Origin of the sequence: Streptomyces sp. BBFR51 (assembly GCF_044591655.1) — a bacterium.
GTDB lineage: Bacteria > Actinomycetota > Actinomycetes > Streptomycetales > Streptomycetaceae > Streptomyces.
In genome coordinates, this window is sequence record NZ_CP172448.1 from 1,675,372 (window position 1) to 1,693,329 (window position 17,958).

The window sequence follows — 17,958 nt, forward strand, 5'->3', positions numbered from 1 at the left end:
TCTCACGCCTCCTTCGGGTCGACAGGGCCGGCGGCAGGACGGGACGGACGGCGGGTGCGGCGCAGCGGAGGCTTGGCACCCAGGGCCTTGGGGTCGAGGCCGGACCACTTGTGACCGCTCGCGAAGAACTTGCGCCGGGCCATCAGGGTCAGCAGCGGCTTGGTGAACAGGAACACCACCACCACGTCGAGCAGGGTCGTCAGACCCAGCGTGAAGGCGAAGCCCTGCACCTTGCCGACGGTGACGACGAAGAGCACCGCGGCGGCGAGGAAGGACACGAAGTCGGAGACGAGGATGGTGCGCCGGGCGCGCGGCCAGGCCCGCTCGACTGCGGGGCGCAGCGTGCGGCCCTCCCGGATCTCGTCGCGGACGCGTTCGAAGTACACGATGAACGAGTCCGCCGTGATGCCGATGGCGACGATGGCACCGCACACGGCCGGCAGGTTCAGCGCGAAGCCGATGGTCGGGCCGAGCAACGCCATGATCACGTACGTGAGACCGGCGGAGACCAGCAGCGAGCAGACGGCGATGAACGACAGGCCGCGGTAGTACAGCAGCAGGTAGATGACGACCAGGGCGAGACCGATCGCGCCCGCGATCAGACCGGCCTTGAGCTGCTCACCGCCGAGCGCGGCGGTGACGGTGGTGACGCTGTCCTCCTTGAAGGTCAGCGGCAGCGCGCCGTAGGACAGCATGTTGGCGAGGCCCTGGGCCTCCTCCTGGTCGAAGCTGCCGGAGATCTCCGCGCTGCCGCCGGTGAGCGCCTGGCTGACGTAGGGGTCGGAGACGACCTCGTTGTCCAGGACGATGGCGAACTGGTTCTGCGGGGACTGGTTCTGCGCCAGCTTGCCGGTGACGTCCGCGAACTTCTTGGAGCCCTTGTCCGTGAACTTCATCGTCACGGTCCAGCCGGCGGCGGTCTGCGTGTTGTAGACGGCCTCGGCCTCGTCGACCTCGGTGCCGTCGACCGCCGCGGGGCCGAGGACGTACTTCTGCCACTGGCCCTGCGAGTTCTGGCCGCAGGCCACCATCGAGTCGGCGGGCTTGGCTCCGTCGCCGGCCTTGGCGCGGGCACCCTTGTCGGTGCAGTCCAGGGCCGCGTACTGCTGCTGCAGCTTGGCGGTGGCGTCGTCGCCGGAGGCGCTGGCGCTCGGGGACGGGGAGGCGCCGTCGGAGCTCGTCGCGGACGGGCTCGGGTCGGCCTTCAGGGCGTCGCTGGCGGCGCGGCCCTGGCTGGTGGCGCTCGCCGAGGCGGAGTCGGACGGCGTGCCGCTCGCCTTGTCCCCGTCGGTGGCCTTGTCCTTGTCGGCCTCGTCGGTCGCCTTGTCGGTGGCCTTGTCCGAGGCGCCGCCCGTCTCGCTCGCCGAGGGGGTGCCGGTGGCGTTGGCGCCGGACAGCTCGGTGGCGACGACCGGACGGAAGTACAGCTTCGCGGTGGTGCCGACCTGCTGGCGGGCTTCCTTGGAGTTCGTCCCCTTGGGGATGTTGACGATGATGTTCCGGTCGCCCTGGGTCTGGACCTCGGCCTCGGAAACACCCAGACCATTGACACGGCGGTTCATGATCTCGACCGCGGTGTCCATGTTGGTCTTGTTGATCGCGGACTCCTGGCCCGCCTCCGGCACGGCCCGCAGCGTGATGCTCGTGCCGCCGGCCAGGTCGATACCGAGACGCGGAGTCGTGTGTCCGGAGGCGAACATGCCTCCGGTGAGCGCCACGATGGCGATCAGAATCAGGGCCAGCGAGCGCCCGGGCTTACTCTGAGCGCTCGCATTCTTTCCCTTTTTAGGTGCTACCACCTTTGCGTACTCCCTCTCGGGCCGCTTCGCGCCCAGAAGGCGTCACCGGCGGCCATCACATGGTGTCCGGATCCGTGCGAGCCGCGCGTCACGCGGGGTGCGCGGGAACGTTCCGCGCACCCCCGGGCACGGCTTACTTCGCCTCGGAACCGCCGTCGGACTTCTTCGCCTGCTCGTCCGTCTTCGCCTCGGCGGGCGCGGCGTCGGCCGTCGGCTCGTCGGCCGGCTCGTCGGCCTCGTCGGCCGGCTCAGCGGCCTTCTTGCCGAGGTCGACGGACTTGTCGTCGGAGGCGGCGTCGGCGGGGGCGTCGGTCTCGGTGAGGGAGGAGGCGTCGTCCGGGACGACGTCCGAGTCGGACTTCAGGTCGTGCTCGATGCCGTGGACGATGCGGTTGTACTCGTCGTCGGTGAGGACGGCACCGATGGAGTTCTTGGCGAAGAGCAGGTCCACGCCCGGGCCGGCGTCGAGGAGGACCGTGTCCTCGTTGACCTCCTTGACCGTGGCGTACATGCCCCCGATGGTGCGGACACCGGATCCGGGCTGCATCTCGTTCCGCATGTTGGCGGCCTGCTGCTGCTTCTTCTTCGCCGACCGGGTCATCAGGAACATGGCCCCGATGAGCACGATGAACGGGAGGAGGGTCACGAGACTCACGGGTCGGTACTTCCTTCACACGACCGCGATGGGGAGCGGCCTGATGGTTGGGGGTGTGTACGCCGCCGACAAGGACGGCATCGGCGGAGTCTAAGCGAGTCCGCGCGCATGGAACAACGCTCAGCATGGCACCGGGGTTCCTGCTCCGGCGAATGTGCCGCTCGTGACGGGGTCGTCACGCCCCGAACAAGTCCTGTTGTCCGTTTCCGGAACCCTGCGAACGCGGCGGGGCGAGGCCGAGATGCGCCCAGGCGGCCGGGGTCGCGACCCGCCCGCGCGGGGTGCGGGCGAGCAGACCCTCCCGTACGAGGAAGGGTTCGGCGACCTCCTCCACTGTCTCACGCTCCTCCCCCACGGCGACGGCGAGCGTGGACAGGCCGACCGGACCGCCGCCGAACAGCTTGAGGAGGGCCTCCAGCACCCCACGGTCGAGGCGGTCGAGGCCCCGCTCGTCGACCTCGTAGACCGCGAGGGCGGCCGCGGCGATCTCCTGGGTGATCAGACCGTCGGCCTTGACCTGCGCGTAGTCGCGGACCCGGCGCAGCAGGCGGTTGGCGATGCGGGGGGTGCCGCGGGAGCGGCCGGCGATCTCGGCGGCGCCGGTGGTGTCGATCTGGACGTCGAGCAGGCCGGCGGAGCGGTGGATGACCCGCTCCAGCTCGGCCGGTCCGTAGAACTCCATGTGGGCGGTGAAGCCGAACCGGTCGCGCAGCGGGGGCGGCAGCAGCCCCGCGCGCGTGGTGGCGCCGACCAGGGTGAACGGGGGCAGCTCCAGCGGGATGGCGGTGGCGCCCGGGCCCTTGCCGACGATGACGTCGACCCGGAAGTCCTCCATGGCCATGTAGAGCATCTCCTCGGCGGGCCGCGACATGCGGTGGATCTCGTCGAGGAAGAGGACCTCGCCCTCCTGGAGCGAGGAGAGGATCGCCGCCAGGTCGCCGGCGTGCTGGATGGCCGGTCCCGAGGTGATGCGGATGGGGGCTTCCATCTCGGCCGCGATGATCATCGAGAGGGTGGTCTTGCCGAGGCCGGGAGCGCCGGAGAGGAGCACGTGGTCGGCGGTCGCGCCGCGCGCGCGTGCGGCCCGCAGCACGAGGTCGAGCTGCTCGCGGACCTTCTCCTGGCCGATGAACTCGCCCAGGTCCTTGGGGCGCAGGGCCGCTTCCACGGCCTGGTCCTCGCCGTCGGCGACAGCGCCCACCAGCCGCTCGGCGGCGGCCTCCGCGTCGGTCGTGTCGTCCCAGTTCATGGTGTGCCTCGTGGGTCGGTGGTGGCTGGTGGGGCGCGGTCGGGGAGTTCGGGGGGCGTGGTCAGCGGGCGCGGTTCAGGGTCTGCAGGGCCGCCTTGAGCAGCTGCCCCACCTGCGGCGTGCCACCGGCGGCCTCCGCCCGGGGGGCGACGGCGGAGACGGCCTCGTCGGCCTCGCGGGTCGCGTACCCGAGGCCGATCAGGGCGGCGTGCAGCTGGTCGCGCCAGCCGGTGCTGACCGGGACGCCGACCGCGGGGGCGCCGATCGGCTCACCGAGTCGGTCCCTCAGCTCCAGGAGGAGCTTCTGCGCGCCCTTCTTGCCGATGCCGGGGACGGCGGTGAGCGCCTTCTCGTCGCCGGTGGAGACGGCTCTGCGCAGGGCGTCGGGACTGTGCACGGCGAGCATCGCCTGGGCCAGCCGGGGGCCGACGCCGCTGGCCGTCTGGAGCAGCTCGAAGACCTGGCGCTCGTCGTCGTCGGCGAAGCCGTAGAGCGTGAGCGAGTCCTCGCGGACGACGAGGGAGGTGGCGAGCTTGGCGGGCTTGCCGAGCCGGAGGGTCGAGAGGGTGTTGGGCGTGCACTGGACGGCCATGCCGACGCCGCCGACCTCGACCACCGCGGCGTCGGGTGCGAGGGCGGCGACGGTGCCGCTGACGAAGGCGATCATGCCGTACGGCCTTTCGGTGCGGGCGGGGTGCTGGCGGTCTGGGGGGTTTTCGAGGCGTGCCGGGCGACGGCCTGCTGGAGGCGGTTCTGCGCGGGGGCGCGCCAGATGTGGCAGATGGCGAGCGCGAGGGCGTCGGCGGCGTCGGCGGGCTTGGGCGGCGCGGCGAGCCGCAGCAGACGGGTGACCATGGCGCCGACCTGTGCCTTGTCGGCGCGGCCGCTGCCGGTGACGGCCGCCTTGACCTCGCTGGGGGTGTGCAGGGCGACGGGGATGCCGCGGCGGGAGGCGCACAGGATCGCGACGGCGCTGGCCTGGGCGGTGCCCATGACCGTACGGACGTTGTGCTGGCTGAAGACGCGCTCGACGGCGACGAACTCCGGCCGGTGCTCGTCCAGCCACTGCTCGATGCCCTGCTCAATGGCGACGAGGCGGTGGCCGAGGTCGGCGTCCGCGGGCGTGCGGACGACGCCGACGCCGACCATGGTGAGCGGCCGGCCCGCGACGCCCTCCACGACGCCGACCCCGCAGCGGGTCAGCCCCGGGTCCACCCCAAGTACGCGCAACGCCCACCCCTTTCCTCGATCACCTGTTTGTGCAGGCTATCGGGTGCCACCGACAACGGCGGCGGGCCGGGGGACGTGTCCCACCGGCCCGCCGGACCGTCGTCTGCGCGGCGGCGTTACGCGTCGACCTTCTCCATGATCTCGTCGCTCACGTCGAAGTTGGCGAAGACGTTCTGCACGTCGTCGCTGTCCTCGAGGGCGTCGATGAGCCGGAAGATCTTCCGGGCGCCCTCCTCGTCCAGCTCGACCTGCATGGTCGGGACGAAGTTGGCGTCGGCGGACTCGTAGTCGATGCCGGCGCTCTGGAGGGCGGTGCGGACCGCGACCAGGTCGGTGGCCTCGCTGAGGACCTCGAAGGACTCGCCGAGGTCGTTGACCTCCTCGGCGCCCGCGTCCAGGACGGCGGTCAGGACGTCGTCCTCGCCCAGCTCGCCCTTGGGCACGATCACGACGCCCTTGCGGTTGAACAGGTACGACACCGAGCCCGGGTCGGCCATGGAGCCGCCGTTGCGGGTCATGGCGACGCGGACGTCGGAGGCGGCGCGGTTGCGGTTGTCGGTGAGGCACTCGATGAGCACCGCGACGCCGTTCGGGCCGTAACCCTCGTACATGATGGTCTCGTAGTCGGCGCCACCCGCCTCGAGGCCACCGCCCCGCTTGACCGCGGAGTCGATGTTCTTGTTCGGCACCGACTGCTTCTTCGCCTTCTGGATGGCGTCGTACAGCGTCGGGTTGCCCTCGATGTCGACGCCGCCCATGCGGGCCGCGACCTCGATGTTCTTGATCAGCTTCGCGAAGAGCTTGCCGCGTTTGGCGTCGATCACGGCCTTCTTGTGCTTCGTCGTAGCCCATTTAGAGTGGCCGGACATCTGCCTGTCTCCTTCGCGTAACCCATCTCTGCAACGAACGCAGGAATCCTACAAGGACCGAGCCGCCCGGTTCGCGCGCACCATGTCGGCGAAGAGGCGGTGCACGCGGTGGTCGCCGGTCAGCTCCGGGTGGAACGACGTGGCCAGCGCGTTGCCCTGGCGGACCGCGACGACGTGGCCGTCGTGCTCGGCGAGCACCTCGGCCGAGGCGCCCACGGACTCCACCCAGGGCGCGCGGATGAAGACGCCCTCCACCGGGGCGCCTTCGACGCCCTCGATGTCGACGGCCGCCTCGAAGGACTCGTTCTGCCGTCCGAAGGCGTTGCGGCGCACGATCATGTCGATGCCGCCGACCGTCTCCTGCCCGGAGCGCGGGTCGAGGATCTTGTCCGCCAGCATGATCATGCCGGCGCAGGTGCCGTAGACGGGCAGACCGTCCCGCACGCGCGCGCGGAGGGGGTCCATCACTCCGAAGAGGACGGCCAGTTTGGAGATGGTGGTGGACTCGCCGCCGGGCAGGACCAGGCCGTCCACCTCGGCGAGCTCCTCGGGGCGCCTGACCGGCCTGGCCACGGCGTCGGCCGCGGCCAGGGCGACGAGGTGCTCCCGTACGTCGCCCTGGAGGGCCAGGACGCCGATGACGGGGTTGTCGCTCATCGGTCTTGTGCCCTACCAGCCGCGGTTGGCGTAGCGCTCGGTCTCGGGGAGGGTGTCGCAGTTGATGCCGACCATGGCCTCGCCGAGGTTGCGGGACGCTTCCGCGATGACCTTCGGGTCGTCGTAGAAGGTGGTCGCCTTCACGATGGCGGCGGCGCGCTTGGCCGGGTCGCCGGACTTGAAGATGCCGGAGCCGACGAAGACGCCCTCGGCGCCGAGCTGGCGCATGAGCGCCGCGTCGGCCGGGGTGGCGACGCCGCCGGCGGAGAAGAGCACCACGGGGAGCTTGCCCAGTTCGGAGACTTCCCGGACCAGCTCGTACGGGGCGCGCAGCTCCTTGGCGGCGGCGTACAGCTCGTTGTTGTCGTAGCCGCGCAGCCGGGCGATCTCGTTCTTGATCTGGCGCAGGTGACGGACGGCCTCGACGACGTTGCCGGTGCCGGCCTCGCCCTTGGAGCGGATCATCGCGGCGCCCTCGGCGATCCGGCGCAGTGCCTCGCCCAGGTTGGTGGCGCCGCACACGAAGGGGGTCGTGAAGGCGAACTTGTCGCTGTGGTTGACCTCGTCGGCCGGCGTGAGGACCTCGGACTCGTCGATGTAGTCGACGCCGAGGGACTGCAGGACCTGGGCCTCCACGAAGTGCCCGATGCGGGACTTGGCCATCACGGGGATGGAGACGGCGCCGATGATGCCCTCGATCATGTCCGGGTCGGACATGCGGGCCACCCCGCCGTCCTTGCGGATGTCGGCCGGGACCCGCTCCAGCGCCATGACGGCGACGGCGCCCGCGTCCTCGGCGATCTTCGCCTGCTCCGGCGTGACGACGTCCATGATGACGCCGCCCTTGAGCTGCTCGGCCATGCCGCGCTTCACGCGGGCGGTGCCGGTCTCGGGTGCCTGGTTTTCGGAGAGCGTGCTGGACACGGGTACCTCGCTGAGGGGAAGGGGTTTGTGCAGCAACGAGGAAACGCGAGGCGACCAGGCCACAGCAAGGGCCAATGGGAAGGCGGTGGATCGTTTTCGGCGCGTGGACCCGCGGGCCGCGGTTACGCGGCCCGTTCCACCAGGGCCGCCGGTGACTCGTCGTCCATCTCGAAGGCCAGCGGGAAGGGGGCGTGTCCGGCGAGGCGGAACCAGCGGACCTTGCGGTGCTCGCGCAGCCTGCGGGCGGCTCCCACCGCGTCGTTGTGGAAGCGCCGGGCCATCGGTACCCGGCGCACGGCCTCGGCCAGCTCGTTGGCCGCCTCCTCTCCCCCGGGCGCCTCGCGCAGGACGTCCACCTGCTGCGCGTCGGCGAACACGGCGCGCAGGGCCTGGCTCAGCTCGCTCTCGGCGACCTCCCGGTGTTCCTCCTCGGCCTGCCGGGCGGCGTGCGCGGCCTCGTACAGGACGATGGAGGCGGCGGGGTCGAGCACGCCGGAGGTGGCGAGTTCCTGGGCCACGGACGCCCTGCGCAGCAACTGCGCGTCCAGGGCCGCACGGGCGGCGTCGATCCGGGCGTGCAGCCGGTCCAGGCGGCCCGCGGTCCAGCTCAGGTACAGGCCGACGGCGACGAGGACGGCCAGGACGACCAGGATCCAGATGAGGGTTGCGGTCACGGGCCGCAACCCTATCGGTGGGCCCCTGACCGCGGGTGGGTCAGTCCCTCGCCAGTCCGAAGCGGGCCCGCAGGCCCGTCGCCCGTTCGTCCGTGGCCACCGCCGCAGCGCCCGCCGTGACCGTCTCGTAGACGGACAGGATGTCGGCGCCGACCGTGGACCAGTCGAAGCGCCGTACGTGGGCACTGCCCCGGTCCCGCAGGGCGGCCCGGCGTTCCGGGTCGGCCAGCAGCCGTACGGCCGCGTCGGCGAGGGCGTCGGCGTCCTCGTTGGGGAAGAGTTCGCCGGCCGCCCCCTGGTCGAGTACCTGCGCGAAGGCGTCCAGGTCGGCCGCGAGCACGGGGGCGCCGGCCGACATGGCCTCGACGAGGATGATCCCGAAGCTCTCGCCGCCGGTGTTGGGCGCCACGTACAGGTCGACGCTGCGCAGCAGGCGGGCCTTGTCCTGGTCGCTGATCATGCCGAGGAACTCCACACGGGAGCGCAGCTCCTCGGGCAGGCTCTCGACGGCCTCCTCCTCGTCGCCGCGCCCGGCGACCAGCAGGCGGGCCCGCGGACGGGCGGCGAGGATCTTCGGCAGGGCCCGCATCAGCACCGGCAGGCCCTTGCGGGGTTCGTCGATGCGCCCTATGAAGCCGATCGTGTCGCCCTGCCACTCGCTCTTGGGCTCGGCGTCGGCGAAGAAGTCGACGTCGACGCCGTTGGGGATGACGACGGCGTCCCCGCCGAGGTGCTCGACGAGCGTGCGGCGGGCGTACTCGCTCACCGCGATGCGCGCGCTGATCTTCTCCAGGGCGGCCTGGAGGATCGCGTACGCGGCGATCATCGCGCGGGAACGCGGGTTGGAGGTGTGGAAGGTGGCCACGATCGGGCCCTGCGCCGCCCAGCAGGTCAGCAGGCCGAGCGAGGGCGAGGTCGGCTCGTGGATGTGGATGACGTCGAACGCGCCGTCGTGCAGCCAGCGCCGGACCCGGGCCGCCGACAGGAAGCCGAAGTTCAGCCGGGCCACCGAGCCGTTGTACGGCACCGGCACCGCGCGGCCCGCGGAGACGACGTACGGGGGCAGCGGGGTGTCCTCGTCGGCGGGGGCGAGGACGGACACCTCGTGGCCGAGGCGGATGAAGTACTCGGCCAGGTCCCTGATGTGGAACTGGACGCCGCCCGGCACGTCCCAGGAGTACGGGCAGACGATGCCGATCCTCACGGCGTGCCCTGCCCGTCGGCCGCCGCCGGTGCCTTGGCGGGATCGAGGTCCTTCAGCCACAAGCGCTGGAGCATGTGCCAGTCCTCCGGGTGGTCGGCGATCCCCGTGGCGAAGGCATCGGCCAGCGCCTGTGTCATGACAGACGTCTTCTCGGCCCGGGTGCCTGACTCGGGCACCTCGACCGGCGGATGAACGCGGCCCCGCATGACGGGTGAGTCGTCGTACCAGAGCGTCACCGGCAGCAGCAGCGCGCCCGTCTGCTGGGCGAGCAGTGCGGGACCGGCGGGCATGCGGGCCGTGTCGCCGAAGAAGTCGACCTCCACGCCGGAGGCGGACAGGTCGCGGTCGGCGACCAGGCAGACCAGGCCGCCGTCGCGCAGCCGCCGGGCCAGCGTGCCGAACGCGGTGCCCCCGCTGTGCGGCAGGACCTCCATGCCGAGGCCCTCGCGGTAGGCGACGAAACGGTCGTACAGGGTCTCGGGCTTGAGGCGCTCGGCGACCGTGGTGAAGGGGATGCCGAGCTTCGTGGTGACCCAGGCCCCGGCGAGGTCCCAGTTGGCCAGGTGCGGAAGCGCGAGGATCACGCCCTTGCCCGCGTCCATGCCGTCGGTGAGGTGGTGCAGGTCCTCGGCGACGAAGCCGCCCTTGATCCGCTCGGTGCTCCACGCCGGGAGCCGGAAGGACTCCATCCAGTAGCGCAGGTAGGAACGCATGCCCGCGCGCGAGAGGGCGGCGAGCCGCTCGGGGCTCGCGTTTGGCACCACGCGCGCGTAGTTGCTCTCCAGGCGCCGTACGCCCGCACCGCGCTGCTTCCAGGCGAGGTCGGCGACGGTGCGGCCGAGGCGTACGGCGGCGGGCTCGGGGAGCTTCTTCACGGTGCTCCAGCCGGCGCCGTACAGGCCGTCGGTCAGCCGGTCCCGAGCGCTCACTTCGCCGCCTCGGTGCCCTGGCTCTCCTGGGTGGCGGCGTCCGCCTCGGCGGCCTCCCGGCGGACCGTGACGACCCGCTGGACCAGCGTGACGAGGCTGCCGACGGCGACGATCCACAGGGCGATCGGCAGGAGGTACTGGATGCCGGGCACCCCGAACTTGTGCAGTCCCGCGAATCCGGCGGCGACCAGCGAGATGACGAGCCGCTCGGCGCGCTCGACCAGTCCGTTGACGGCGACCGGCAGGCCGATCGCCTCGCCGCGCGCCTTGGTGTACGACACCACCTGACCGCTGGCCAGGCAGAAGATCGACACGGCGCACAGCACGATGTCGTCACCGCCGCCCGCGTACCAGAGGGCGAGGCCGCCGAAGACGGCGCCGTCGGCGACCCGGTCCAGCGTGGAGTCCAGGAACGCGCCCCAGCGGCTGGAGCGGCCGAGCTGGCGGGCCATGTTGCCGTCGACGAGGTCGGAGAAGACGAAGAGCGTGATCACCACCGTGCCCCAGAAGAACTCACCCATGGGGTAGAAGACCAGCGCACCCGCGACCACACCGGCGGTGCCGATCAGCGTGACCGTGTCCGGGCTGACGCCCCGGCGGATGAGAAACGCGGCGAACGGTGTGAGGACACGCGTAAAAAATGCACGCGCGTACTTGTTCAGCATGGCCTTCCCGACGGTCGGTGTGGCCGCGGCCCTTGCTGGCCACCGGCTGGCCCATCGTAGTCACGCGCGCGCGTGGGCGGTGGCTGGGCACCCTGAGCCGTCTGCGCGCGGCTGGTGGGCGGCGGGATCGGGTCCTTCGTATGGACGCGGCGTGACGGGAGTGGAAAGCTCGAAGGACCGCGGGCGTCGCCGGAGCCGCCAGTGCACGCGGTCCCGCATGTCCGCGCCCACAGTGACCTCACCGTGCACGGGAGGCAAGGACATGGGCGACAAGGCACACACCCATCCCGGAGCCGCCGGAAGGGCAACGGCGGCCGACCACCCCACGTCCGTACGGAATGTGGTGCTGGTCGGCCACTCCGGATCGGGCAAGACGACTCTGGTGGAAGCTCTCGCACTGACGGCGGGAGCGGTGAACCGGGCGGGCCGCGTGGAGGACGGCGGCTGCGTCTCGGACTACGACGAGATGGAGCGCCGGCAGCAGCGCTCCGTACAGCTCTCCCTGGTGCCGGTCGAATGGGACGGCATCAAGATCAACCTCTTGGACACTCCCGGGTACGCCGACTTCGTCGGTGAGCTGAGGGCCGGTCTGCGCGCGGCGGACGCGGCCCTCTTCGTCGTCTCGGCCTCCGACGGGGTGGACGGCTCGACCCGCATGGTGTGGGAGGAGTGCGCCGCCGTCGGCATGCCGCGCGCCATCGTGATCACGCACCTGGAGGCCGCCCGCGCGGACTTCGAGGAGATGACCCGGATCTGCGCGGAGGCCTTCGGCGGCGACGACCCCGACGCCGTACTGCCGCTGTACCTGCCGCTGCACGGTCCGCCCGCCCCCGACGGGCACGCGCCCGTGACGGGGCTCGTCGGCCTGCTGACGCGGAAGCTGTTCGACTATGCGTCCGGCGAGCGCGCGGAGTCCGAGCCGGGCGAGGAGCAACTGCCGCAGCTCGAAGAGGCCCGCTCCATGCTCATCGAGGGGATCATCTCGGAGAGCGAGGACGAGACCCTCATGGAGCGCTATCTCGGCGGCGAACAGGTCGACGTCAAGACGCTCATCGAGGATCTGGAGCGGGCCGTCGCGCGCGGGGTGTTCTTCCCGGTGCTGGCCGCCGCGCCCGCCTCCGACGGCGCGCGGCAGGGCCTTGGCACGGTCGAGCTGCTGGAACTGATCACGCGCGGCTTCCCGACACCCCTGGAGCGCGCGGCACCCAGGGTCACCACACCCGAGGGCGCCGGGCGCGAACTGCGGATGTGCGATCCGGAGGAGTCGCTGGTCGCTGAGGTCGTCAAGACGTCCTCGGACCCGTACGTCGGCCGGATCTCGCTGGTCCGCCTGTTCTCCGGCACCCTGCGCGCCGACCAGACGGTGCACGTCTCCGGGCACGGCCTGGCCGACCGGGGCCACGAGGATCACGACGTCGAGGAGCGGATCGGCGCCCTGTCGACGCCGTTCGGCAAGCAGCAGCGGCCGGTCACGCATGTGATCGCGGGCGACCTGGCCTGCGTGGCCAAGCTGAGCCGCGCGGAGACCGGGGACACGCTCTCGGCCAGGGACGACCCGCTGCTGATGGCCCCGTGGGAGATGCCCGACCCGCTGCTGCCGCTCGCCATCGAGGCGCACAGCAAACCCGACGAGGACAAGCTCTCCCAGGGTCTTGCCCGGCTGGTCGCCGAAGACCCGACGATGCGCCTGGAACACAACCAGGACACCCACCAGGTGGTCCTGTGGTGCCTGGGCGAGGCGCACGCCGACGTGGCGCTGGAACGGCTGCGCAGCCGCTACGGCGTCCAGGTCGACGTCGTACCCCACCGGGTGTCCCTGCGCGAGACGTTCGGCGGCCGGGCGGCGGGGCGCGGTCGGCACGTGAAGCAGTCCGGCGGCCACGGCCAGTACGCCATCTGCGAGATCGAGGTGGAGCCGCTGCCGGGCGGCTCGGGCATCGAGTTCGTGGACAAGGTGGTCGGCGGCGCGGTGCCCCGGCAGTTCATCCCGTCCGTCGAGAAGGGCGTGCGCGCACAGGCGGCCAAGGGCGTCGCCGCGGGCCACCCGCTGATCGACGTGCGGATCACGCTGCTCGACGGCAAGGCGCACTCGGTGGACTCCTCCGACGCCGCCTTCCAGACGGCGGGCGCGCTGGCGCTCAGGGAGGCCGCGGCCGAGGCGAGGATCCATCTGCTGGAGCCGGTCGCCGAGGTGAGCGTGCTGGTCGGCGACGACTACGTGGGCGCGGTGATGAGCGACCTGTCCGGTCGGCGCGGCAAGGTGCTCGGCACCGAGCAGACCAGCGGCGGGCGGACCCTGATCAGGGCCGAGGTGCCCGAGATCGAGATCGGCCGCTACGCGGTGGACCTGCGCTCCCTCTCGCACGGCACCGCGCGCTTCGACCGCCGCTACGCGCGGCACGAACCGATGCCGGCGCAGGTCGCGGAACGGCTGCGTGAGGAGGTGCGGATGGCGTCGTAGCGGCGCCCGCCGGCCGGTGCGGGGCCGCCCGCACCGGAACCGCGCCGCTCCGGCGTACGACGGCGCGTGCGGCTGCGCGTGCGGCGGGCAACCCGCGCGCGCAGGAGCGCCTTTGGACGTCCGGTGACGCGCACCGGTGGCGGCGGATACGCTGATGACCAGATCAACAGGTGTGCGGGGCAGGGAAGTCGGGAAGGCCGCAGGAGCGACAGTGGTGGCGATCGGGGGCGGGAATGGCCGGTGACGGCGGTTACGCGGACTTCTTCGGACCGCAGGTGCCGCGGACGGACGAGGGTGGCCAGACGGCCACCTTCGCGCTGGCCTCGGCCGCCTACCGGGACAGCGAGCTCGCGGACATCAAGAAGGCCGACAACGAATGGCACCAGACGACCCTCAACGCGGGCCGGTCCTGGGCCACGATCTTCCGTCCCAACCTCGGCGAGGCCTTCTCCCGCGCGGTGGCCGACCGCATGCTCGGCAGCGGCCGCAAACCCCTCATCCAGTCCTTCGGGGCCGAGCCGCAGGTGGTCGTCGAGCACTGCCTGGCGGCCAACGGCATCCGCAGGACGCGCGACGCGCGGCTGTCCACGGTGATCGTGCTGTGCGGTCTGCTGTTCCTGCCCGGCATGCTGGTCTGGCTGCTCGGCTTCCAGATCCGCACCACCGTCGCCAAGGCGGAGAACAAGCAGGCCGGGGCGCTGGGCACCGCCGTGCTGGTGGCGATCGCCGCGCTGGCCGTGCTGTTCCTCGTCAAGATGCCCTTCTCCGGCTTCTGGGCCTGGTACGCGCGCGCGGCCGTCGTTCTGCCGGTCGTCGGCTGGTTCTGGGCCAAGCGGATCTGCGAGGGCACCGCCAGGGACCTGCGGGAGCGCTGGGACGGTCTGCTTTCGGGCAGCGGCGTCGGCGCCAAGGTTCCCGAGGCGGTGCCCAGCAACCCGAACGAGACCGCGGCCGAGCAGCTGCGCCAGTCCCTGGCCAAGCTGGGCGCCGAGCAGCAGTCCAACTCCGTCTTCTACGCCGGTCCCAAGGGCATACTCGGCATGGGCACCCGGTGGGGCAGCTGGCAGCTCGCCGAGAACCTGGTGGCGGCCGACCCGTCCCGCGAGATCCACCCCTTCCGCAGCTGGGACGTCATACGGGCCGTCCACGACCAGCTGCGCATGCTGGAGCGCGGCCCGCTGAACACCGGCGGCTTCACGAAGCCGTCCATACGGCACTGGATCGTCACGCCGATCGGCGAGGGCGCCAAGGCGGTGTCCCGTCCGGAGGGCACGGACGTCGAGGCGTACCAGGTCAAGCAGCACGCGATACAGGACATCTGCAACAAGCAGCAGTTCGGGGCCGGGGACCGGCACTACCTGGGTGTTCAGTGGACGCTGTGGGACGGTCAGCTGGTCATCACCATGCTGATCACGGTGACCGTGCTGCACGAGACGCTGCGCATCGAGGTCACCGGCCATGCGCTGGGCCCGGTGAACCCGCTGTTCACCGCCAAGCCGGAGGCGCCCTCGAAGGAGGTCAGCAAGTCGTTCAAGCCGTGGGAGACGCGCAAGGTGATGCTCCCGCTGGTCACCGCGAACGAGGTGGTCCGCCTCGCCGTCCGGGCCCCGCTCACCTGGTATCCGCCGCTGCTGAACTGGCTCGGCGGCACGATCGGGCTGCCGGAGCCCTTCGGGCTGCGGCACGCGTGGGCGGACCAGCCGTGGCGGCACCGCTTCATGGCCGACGACGCGTTGCGGGCGGCGGCGCCGGTGCTGCGGGTGGTGCACTCGGCGGCGATCAAGGTCCTCGAGGAGAACGGCGTGGACACGGAGAAGTTCGGGTCCCGGTCGGCGTTCCTCAGCACGGCGGTGCAGGACCCGACACCGGGCAAGGCCGACCTCTACAACGCGTAGGCCTCCGGCGGTCGGCGTGGGCGGCGCGCTCGCGTTGTGCCGACGTCAGCCTCGGATCAGGCCGTCGGCCATGCCTCCGCCAGCATCTTGCGGGTGTCCCCCAGCAGCTGCGGCAGCACCTTCGTGTGGCCGACGACCGGCATGAAGTTCGTGTCGCCGCCCCAGCGGGGCACGATGTGCTGGTGGAGGTGGGCGGCGATGCCCGCGCCGGCCACCGTGCCCTGGTTCATGCCGATGTTGAAGCCGTGGGCGCCGGAGGCGGTGCGCAGGGCCGTCATCGCCTGCTTGGTCAGCTCCGCCAGCTCCGCGGTCTCCACGTCCGTGAGCTCGGTGTAGTCGGCGACGTGGCGGTAGGGCACGGTCATCAGGTGACCGCCGTTGTACGGGTACAGGTTGAGCACCGCGTACACGTGCTCGCCGCGGCGGACGACCAGACCGTCCTCGTCGGACTTGGCCGGGATCGAGCAGAAGGGACAGCCGTCGTCGGCGCCGGGGCCGCTCGGCTTGTTCTCGCCCTGGATGTAGGCCATCCGGTGGGGCGTCCACAGGCGCTGGAACGCGTCCTGCGTCCCCACTCCCGACTGCTGCTCCGGCTCACTCGTCATGCGTGCAGCATATGGCGTCGCCCACGACGACCGGGAAAGGCCCCCGGGATCTCCCCGGGGGCCCGTCACACCCCGTCGGGCGCCGTGATCAGACCTGCACCCGCTCCTCGACGACCTTCGCGATCTTCGCGATGGCCTCGTCGACGGGGATGCCGTTCTCCTGGGAACCGTCGCGGTAGCGGAAGGAGACCGCGCCGTTCGCCATGTCCTCGTCGCCCGCGATGACCATGAAGGGCACCTTCTGCTTCTGGGCGTTGCGGATCTTCTTCTGCATGCGGTCGGACGAGGAGTCGACCTCGACGCGCAGGCCCTTCCTGCGGGCCGCGGCGGCGAACTTCTCCAGATACTCGACGTGCGCGTCGCCGATCGGGATGCCGACCGCCTGCACGGGGGCCAGCCAGGCCGGGAAGGCGCCCGCGTAGTGCTCCAGGAGCACCGCGAAGAAGCGCTCGATGGAGCCGAACAGCGCGCGGTGGATCATGACCGGGCGCTGCTTGGTGCCGTCCGCGCCGGTGTACTCGAGGTCGAAGCGCTCCGGCAGGTTGAAGTCGAGCTGGATGGTCGACATCTGCCAGGTGCGGCCGATGGCGTCCTTGGTCTGGACGGAGATCTTCGGGCCGTAGAACGCGGCGCCGCCCGGGTCCGCCACGAGCTCCAGGTTCTGCTTCTCGGCGACCTGGCGCAGCGTCTCGGTGGCCTCTTCCCAGGCCTCGTCGGAGCCGACGAACTTCTCCGGGTCCTTGGTGGACAGCTCCAGGTAGAAGTCGGTCAGGCCGTAGTCGCGCAGCAGGTTCAGGACGAAGGTGAGCGTCTTGTCGAGTTCCTCCGACATCTGCTCGCGGGTGCAGTAGATGTGCGCGTCGTCCTGGGTGAAGCCGCGGGCCCGGGTCAGGCCGTGCACGACGCCCGACTTCTCGTACCGGTACACGGTGCCGAACTCGAACAGGCGCAGCGGCAGTTCACGGTAGGAGCGGCCGCGCGCGTCGAAGATCAGGTTGTGCATCGGACAGTTCATGGGCTTGAGGTAGTAGTCCACGCCCTCGTCGAGCTGCATGGGCGGGTACATGCCGTCCGCGTACCAGTCCAGGTGGCCCGAGGTCTCGAAGAGCTTCCCCTTGGTCGCGTGGGGGGTGTAGACGAACTCGTAGCCCTCCTCCTCGTGGCGGCGCCGCGAGTAGTCCTCCATGACCCGGCGGACGACTCCGCCCTTGGGGTGGAAGACGGCGAGGCCGGAGCCGATCTGCTCCGGGATGGAGAACAGGTCCAGCTCGCTGCCGAGCTTGCGGTGGTCGCGCTTCTCGGCCTCGGCGAGGAACTCCAGGTGGGCCTTCAGCTCGTCCTTGGTGGGCCAGGCGGTGCCGTAGATGCGCTGGAGCATCGGGTTCTTCTCGCTGCCGCGCCAGTAGGCGGCGGCGTTGCGCATCAGCTTGAAGGCCGGGATGTTCCGGGTGGTGGGCAGGTGGGGACCGCGGCAGAGGTCCTTCCAGCACAGCTCGCCGGTCTTGGCGTCCAGGTTGTCGTAGATCGTCAGCTCGCCGGCGCCGACCTCGACGTCCGCTCCGTCGTCGTGCGAGGCGGAGCCCTTGAGGCCGATCAGCTCCAGCTTGTACGGCTCGTCGGCCAGCTCCTCGCGGGCGGCCTCGTCGGTGACCACACGGCGGGAGAACCTCTGCCCCCGCTTCTGGATCTCCTGCATCTTCTTCTCGATGGCCTTGAGGTCATCGGGGTGGAAGGGCTTCTCGACGTCGAAGTCGTAGTAGAAGCCGTCCTTGACGGGCGGGCCGATGCCGAGCTTGGCCTCGGGGAACAGCTCCTGCACGGCCTGCGCCATGACGTGCGCGGTGGAGTGGCGCAGGATGTCCAGACCGTCCTCGGAGGAGATCTCCACCCCTTCGACGCTCTCGCCGTCCTTGACCTCGTAGGCGAGGTCCTTGAGCTCACCGGACACGCGGGCGGCGACGATCGAGCGTTCGCCGGCGAAGAGCTCGGCGGCCGTCGTCCCCGTCGTCACCACGCGTTCTTCCCGCTCGGAATCCCGCTGGATGATCACACGGACGTCTGACACCGGTCTCTCCTGACTGAAGTGGGGCTGCGGCGCCATACCAAAGCGCACGCATGAGGGCGATCGTACCGACCCGGGCC

15 protein-coding genes and 1 pseudogene are annotated in these 17,958 nt (G+C 71.0%); 2 read left to right on the plus strand and 14 right to left on the minus strand.

Annotated elements, in window-relative coordinates:
- Positions 1-2 precede the first annotated feature (2 nt).
- The 12 genes and pseudogenes from secD to pgsA form a co-directional block, all read right to left on the minus strand.
- Positions 3-1,799 (minus strand): protein translocase subunit SecD, encoded by a 1,797-nt coding sequence (gene secD, locus ACGH7X_RS07510; RefSeq protein ID WP_399882854.1) that lies wholly within the window; start codon positions 1,797-1,799, stop codon positions 3-5.
- 133 nt (positions 1,800-1,932) lie between these two features.
- Positions 1,933-2,454 (minus strand): preprotein translocase subunit YajC, encoded by a 522-nt coding sequence (gene yajC / locus ACGH7X_RS07515; RefSeq protein ID WP_399882856.1) that lies wholly within the window; start codon positions 2,452-2,454, stop codon positions 1,933-1,935.
- Positions 2,455-2,629: 175 nt separating this feature from the next.
- Entirely contained in the window at positions 2,630-3,703 is a 1,074-nt protein-coding gene (gene ruvB, locus ACGH7X_RS07520) for a Holliday junction branch migration DNA helicase RuvB (protein WP_399882858.1), read from the minus strand.
- Between the two features lie 61 nt (positions 3,704-3,764).
- Positions 3,765-4,370, minus strand: coding sequence for a Holliday junction branch migration protein RuvA (gene ruvA / locus ACGH7X_RS07525; protein WP_399882860.1), 606 nt, complete (start codon positions 4,368-4,370; stop codon positions 3,765-3,767).
- Positions 4,367-4,933: a crossover junction endodeoxyribonuclease RuvC gene (gene ruvC / locus ACGH7X_RS07530; RefSeq protein ID WP_399882861.1), complete on the minus strand. Its 567-nt coding sequence runs from the start codon at positions 4,931-4,933 to the stop codon at positions 4,367-4,369. The genes ruvA and ruvC overlap by 4 nt, the downstream gene beginning before the upstream one ends.
- Before the next feature lie 116 nt (positions 4,934-5,049).
- Positions 5,050-5,802 (minus strand): YebC/PmpR family DNA-binding transcriptional regulator, encoded by a 753-nt coding sequence (locus ACGH7X_RS07535; protein ID WP_399882862.1) that lies wholly within the window; start codon positions 5,800-5,802, stop codon positions 5,050-5,052.
- Positions 5,803-5,850: 48 nt separating this feature from the next.
- On the minus strand, positions 5,851-6,459 hold the full coding sequence (gene pdxT / locus ACGH7X_RS07540) for a pyridoxal 5'-phosphate synthase glutaminase subunit PdxT (protein WP_399882863.1): 609 nt from the start codon (positions 6,457-6,459) through the stop codon (positions 5,851-5,853).
- A 12-nt stretch (positions 6,460-6,471) separates the two neighbouring features.
- Positions 6,472-7,383, minus strand: a complete 912-nt coding sequence (gene pdxS / locus ACGH7X_RS07545) for a pyridoxal 5'-phosphate synthase lyase subunit PdxS (protein WP_399882865.1) — start codon at positions 7,381-7,383, stop codon at positions 6,472-6,474.
- Positions 7,384-7,505: 122 nt separating this feature from the next.
- Positions 7,506-8,057, minus strand: coding sequence for a hypothetical protein (locus ACGH7X_RS07550; protein ID WP_399882867.1), 552 nt, complete (start codon positions 8,055-8,057; stop codon positions 7,506-7,508).
- 40 nt (positions 8,058-8,097) lie between these two features.
- Complete coding sequence (locus ACGH7X_RS07555; protein WP_399882869.1) at positions 8,098-9,261, minus strand: glycosyltransferase family 4 protein; 1,164 nt, start codon at positions 9,259-9,261, stop codon at positions 8,098-8,100.
- Positions 9,258-10,190: a phosphatidylinositol mannoside acyltransferase gene (locus ACGH7X_RS07560; RefSeq protein ID WP_399882871.1), complete on the minus strand. Its 933-nt coding sequence runs from the start codon at positions 10,188-10,190 to the stop codon at positions 9,258-9,260. The genes ACGH7X_RS07555 and ACGH7X_RS07560 overlap by 4 nt, the downstream gene beginning before the upstream one ends.
- Positions 10,187-10,910: pseudogene (gene pgsA, locus ACGH7X_RS07565) on the minus strand (phosphatidylinositol phosphate synthase). The gene ACGH7X_RS07560 and the pseudogene pgsA overlap by 4 nt, the downstream one beginning before the upstream one ends.
- Positions 10,911-11,117: 207 nt before the next feature.
- Between pgsA and ACGH7X_RS07570 the strand changes: the two are divergent.
- Together ACGH7X_RS07570 and ACGH7X_RS07575 are read left to right on the plus strand one after the other, a co-directional pair.
- A complete protein-coding gene (locus ACGH7X_RS07570; protein WP_399882873.1) occupies positions 11,118-13,316 on the plus strand; it encodes an elongation factor G-like protein EF-G2 in 2,199 nt (732 codons plus the stop codon).
- A gap of 233 nt (positions 13,317-13,549) precedes the next feature.
- Complete coding sequence (locus ACGH7X_RS07575; RefSeq protein WP_399882875.1) at positions 13,550-15,211, plus strand: hypothetical protein; 1,662 nt, start codon at positions 13,550-13,552, stop codon at positions 15,209-15,211.
- A 56-nt stretch (positions 15,212-15,267) separates the two neighbouring features.
- On the opposite strand, the gene ACGH7X_RS07580 is transcribed toward ACGH7X_RS07575, so the two are convergent.
- Positions 15,268-15,816 (minus strand): HIT family protein, encoded by a 549-nt coding sequence (locus ACGH7X_RS07580; protein WP_398135020.1) that lies wholly within the window; start codon positions 15,814-15,816, stop codon positions 15,268-15,270.
- Between the two features lie 88 nt (positions 15,817-15,904).
- On the minus strand, positions 15,905-17,881 hold the full coding sequence (thrS, locus tag ACGH7X_RS07585) for a threonine--tRNA ligase (RefSeq protein ID WP_399882877.1): 1,977 nt from the start codon (positions 17,879-17,881) through the stop codon (positions 15,905-15,907).
- Positions 17,882-17,958: the final 77 nt, after the last annotated feature.

Excerpts from the sequence above, each read along its gene's own strand:
- ruvB (WP_399882858.1), bottom strand. The coding sequence starts at position 3,703 with ATGAACTGGGACGACACGACCGACGCGGAGGCCGCCGCCGAGCGGCTG.
- ruvA (WP_399882860.1), bottom strand. The coding sequence starts at position 4,370 with ATGATCGCCTTCGTCAGCGGCACCGTCGCCGCCCTCGCACCCGACGCC.
- ACGH7X_RS07535 (WP_399882862.1), bottom strand. The coding sequence starts at position 5,802 with ATGTCCGGCCACTCTAAATGGGCTACGACGAAGCACAAGAAGGCCGTG.
- pdxT (WP_399882863.1), bottom strand. The coding sequence starts at position 6,459 with ATGAGCGACAACCCCGTCATCGGCGTCCTGGCCCTCCAGGGCGACGTA.
- ACGH7X_RS07570 (WP_399882873.1), top strand. The coding sequence starts at position 11,118 with ATGGGCGACAAGGCACACACCCATCCCGGAGCCGCCGGAAGGGCAACG.
- ACGH7X_RS07575 (WP_399882875.1), top strand. The coding sequence starts at position 13,550 with ATGGCCGGTGACGGCGGTTACGCGGACTTCTTCGGACCGCAGGTGCCG.
- ACGH7X_RS07580 (WP_398135020.1), bottom strand. The coding sequence starts at position 15,816 with ATGACGAGTGAGCCGGAGCAGCAGTCGGGAGTGGGGACGCAGGACGCG.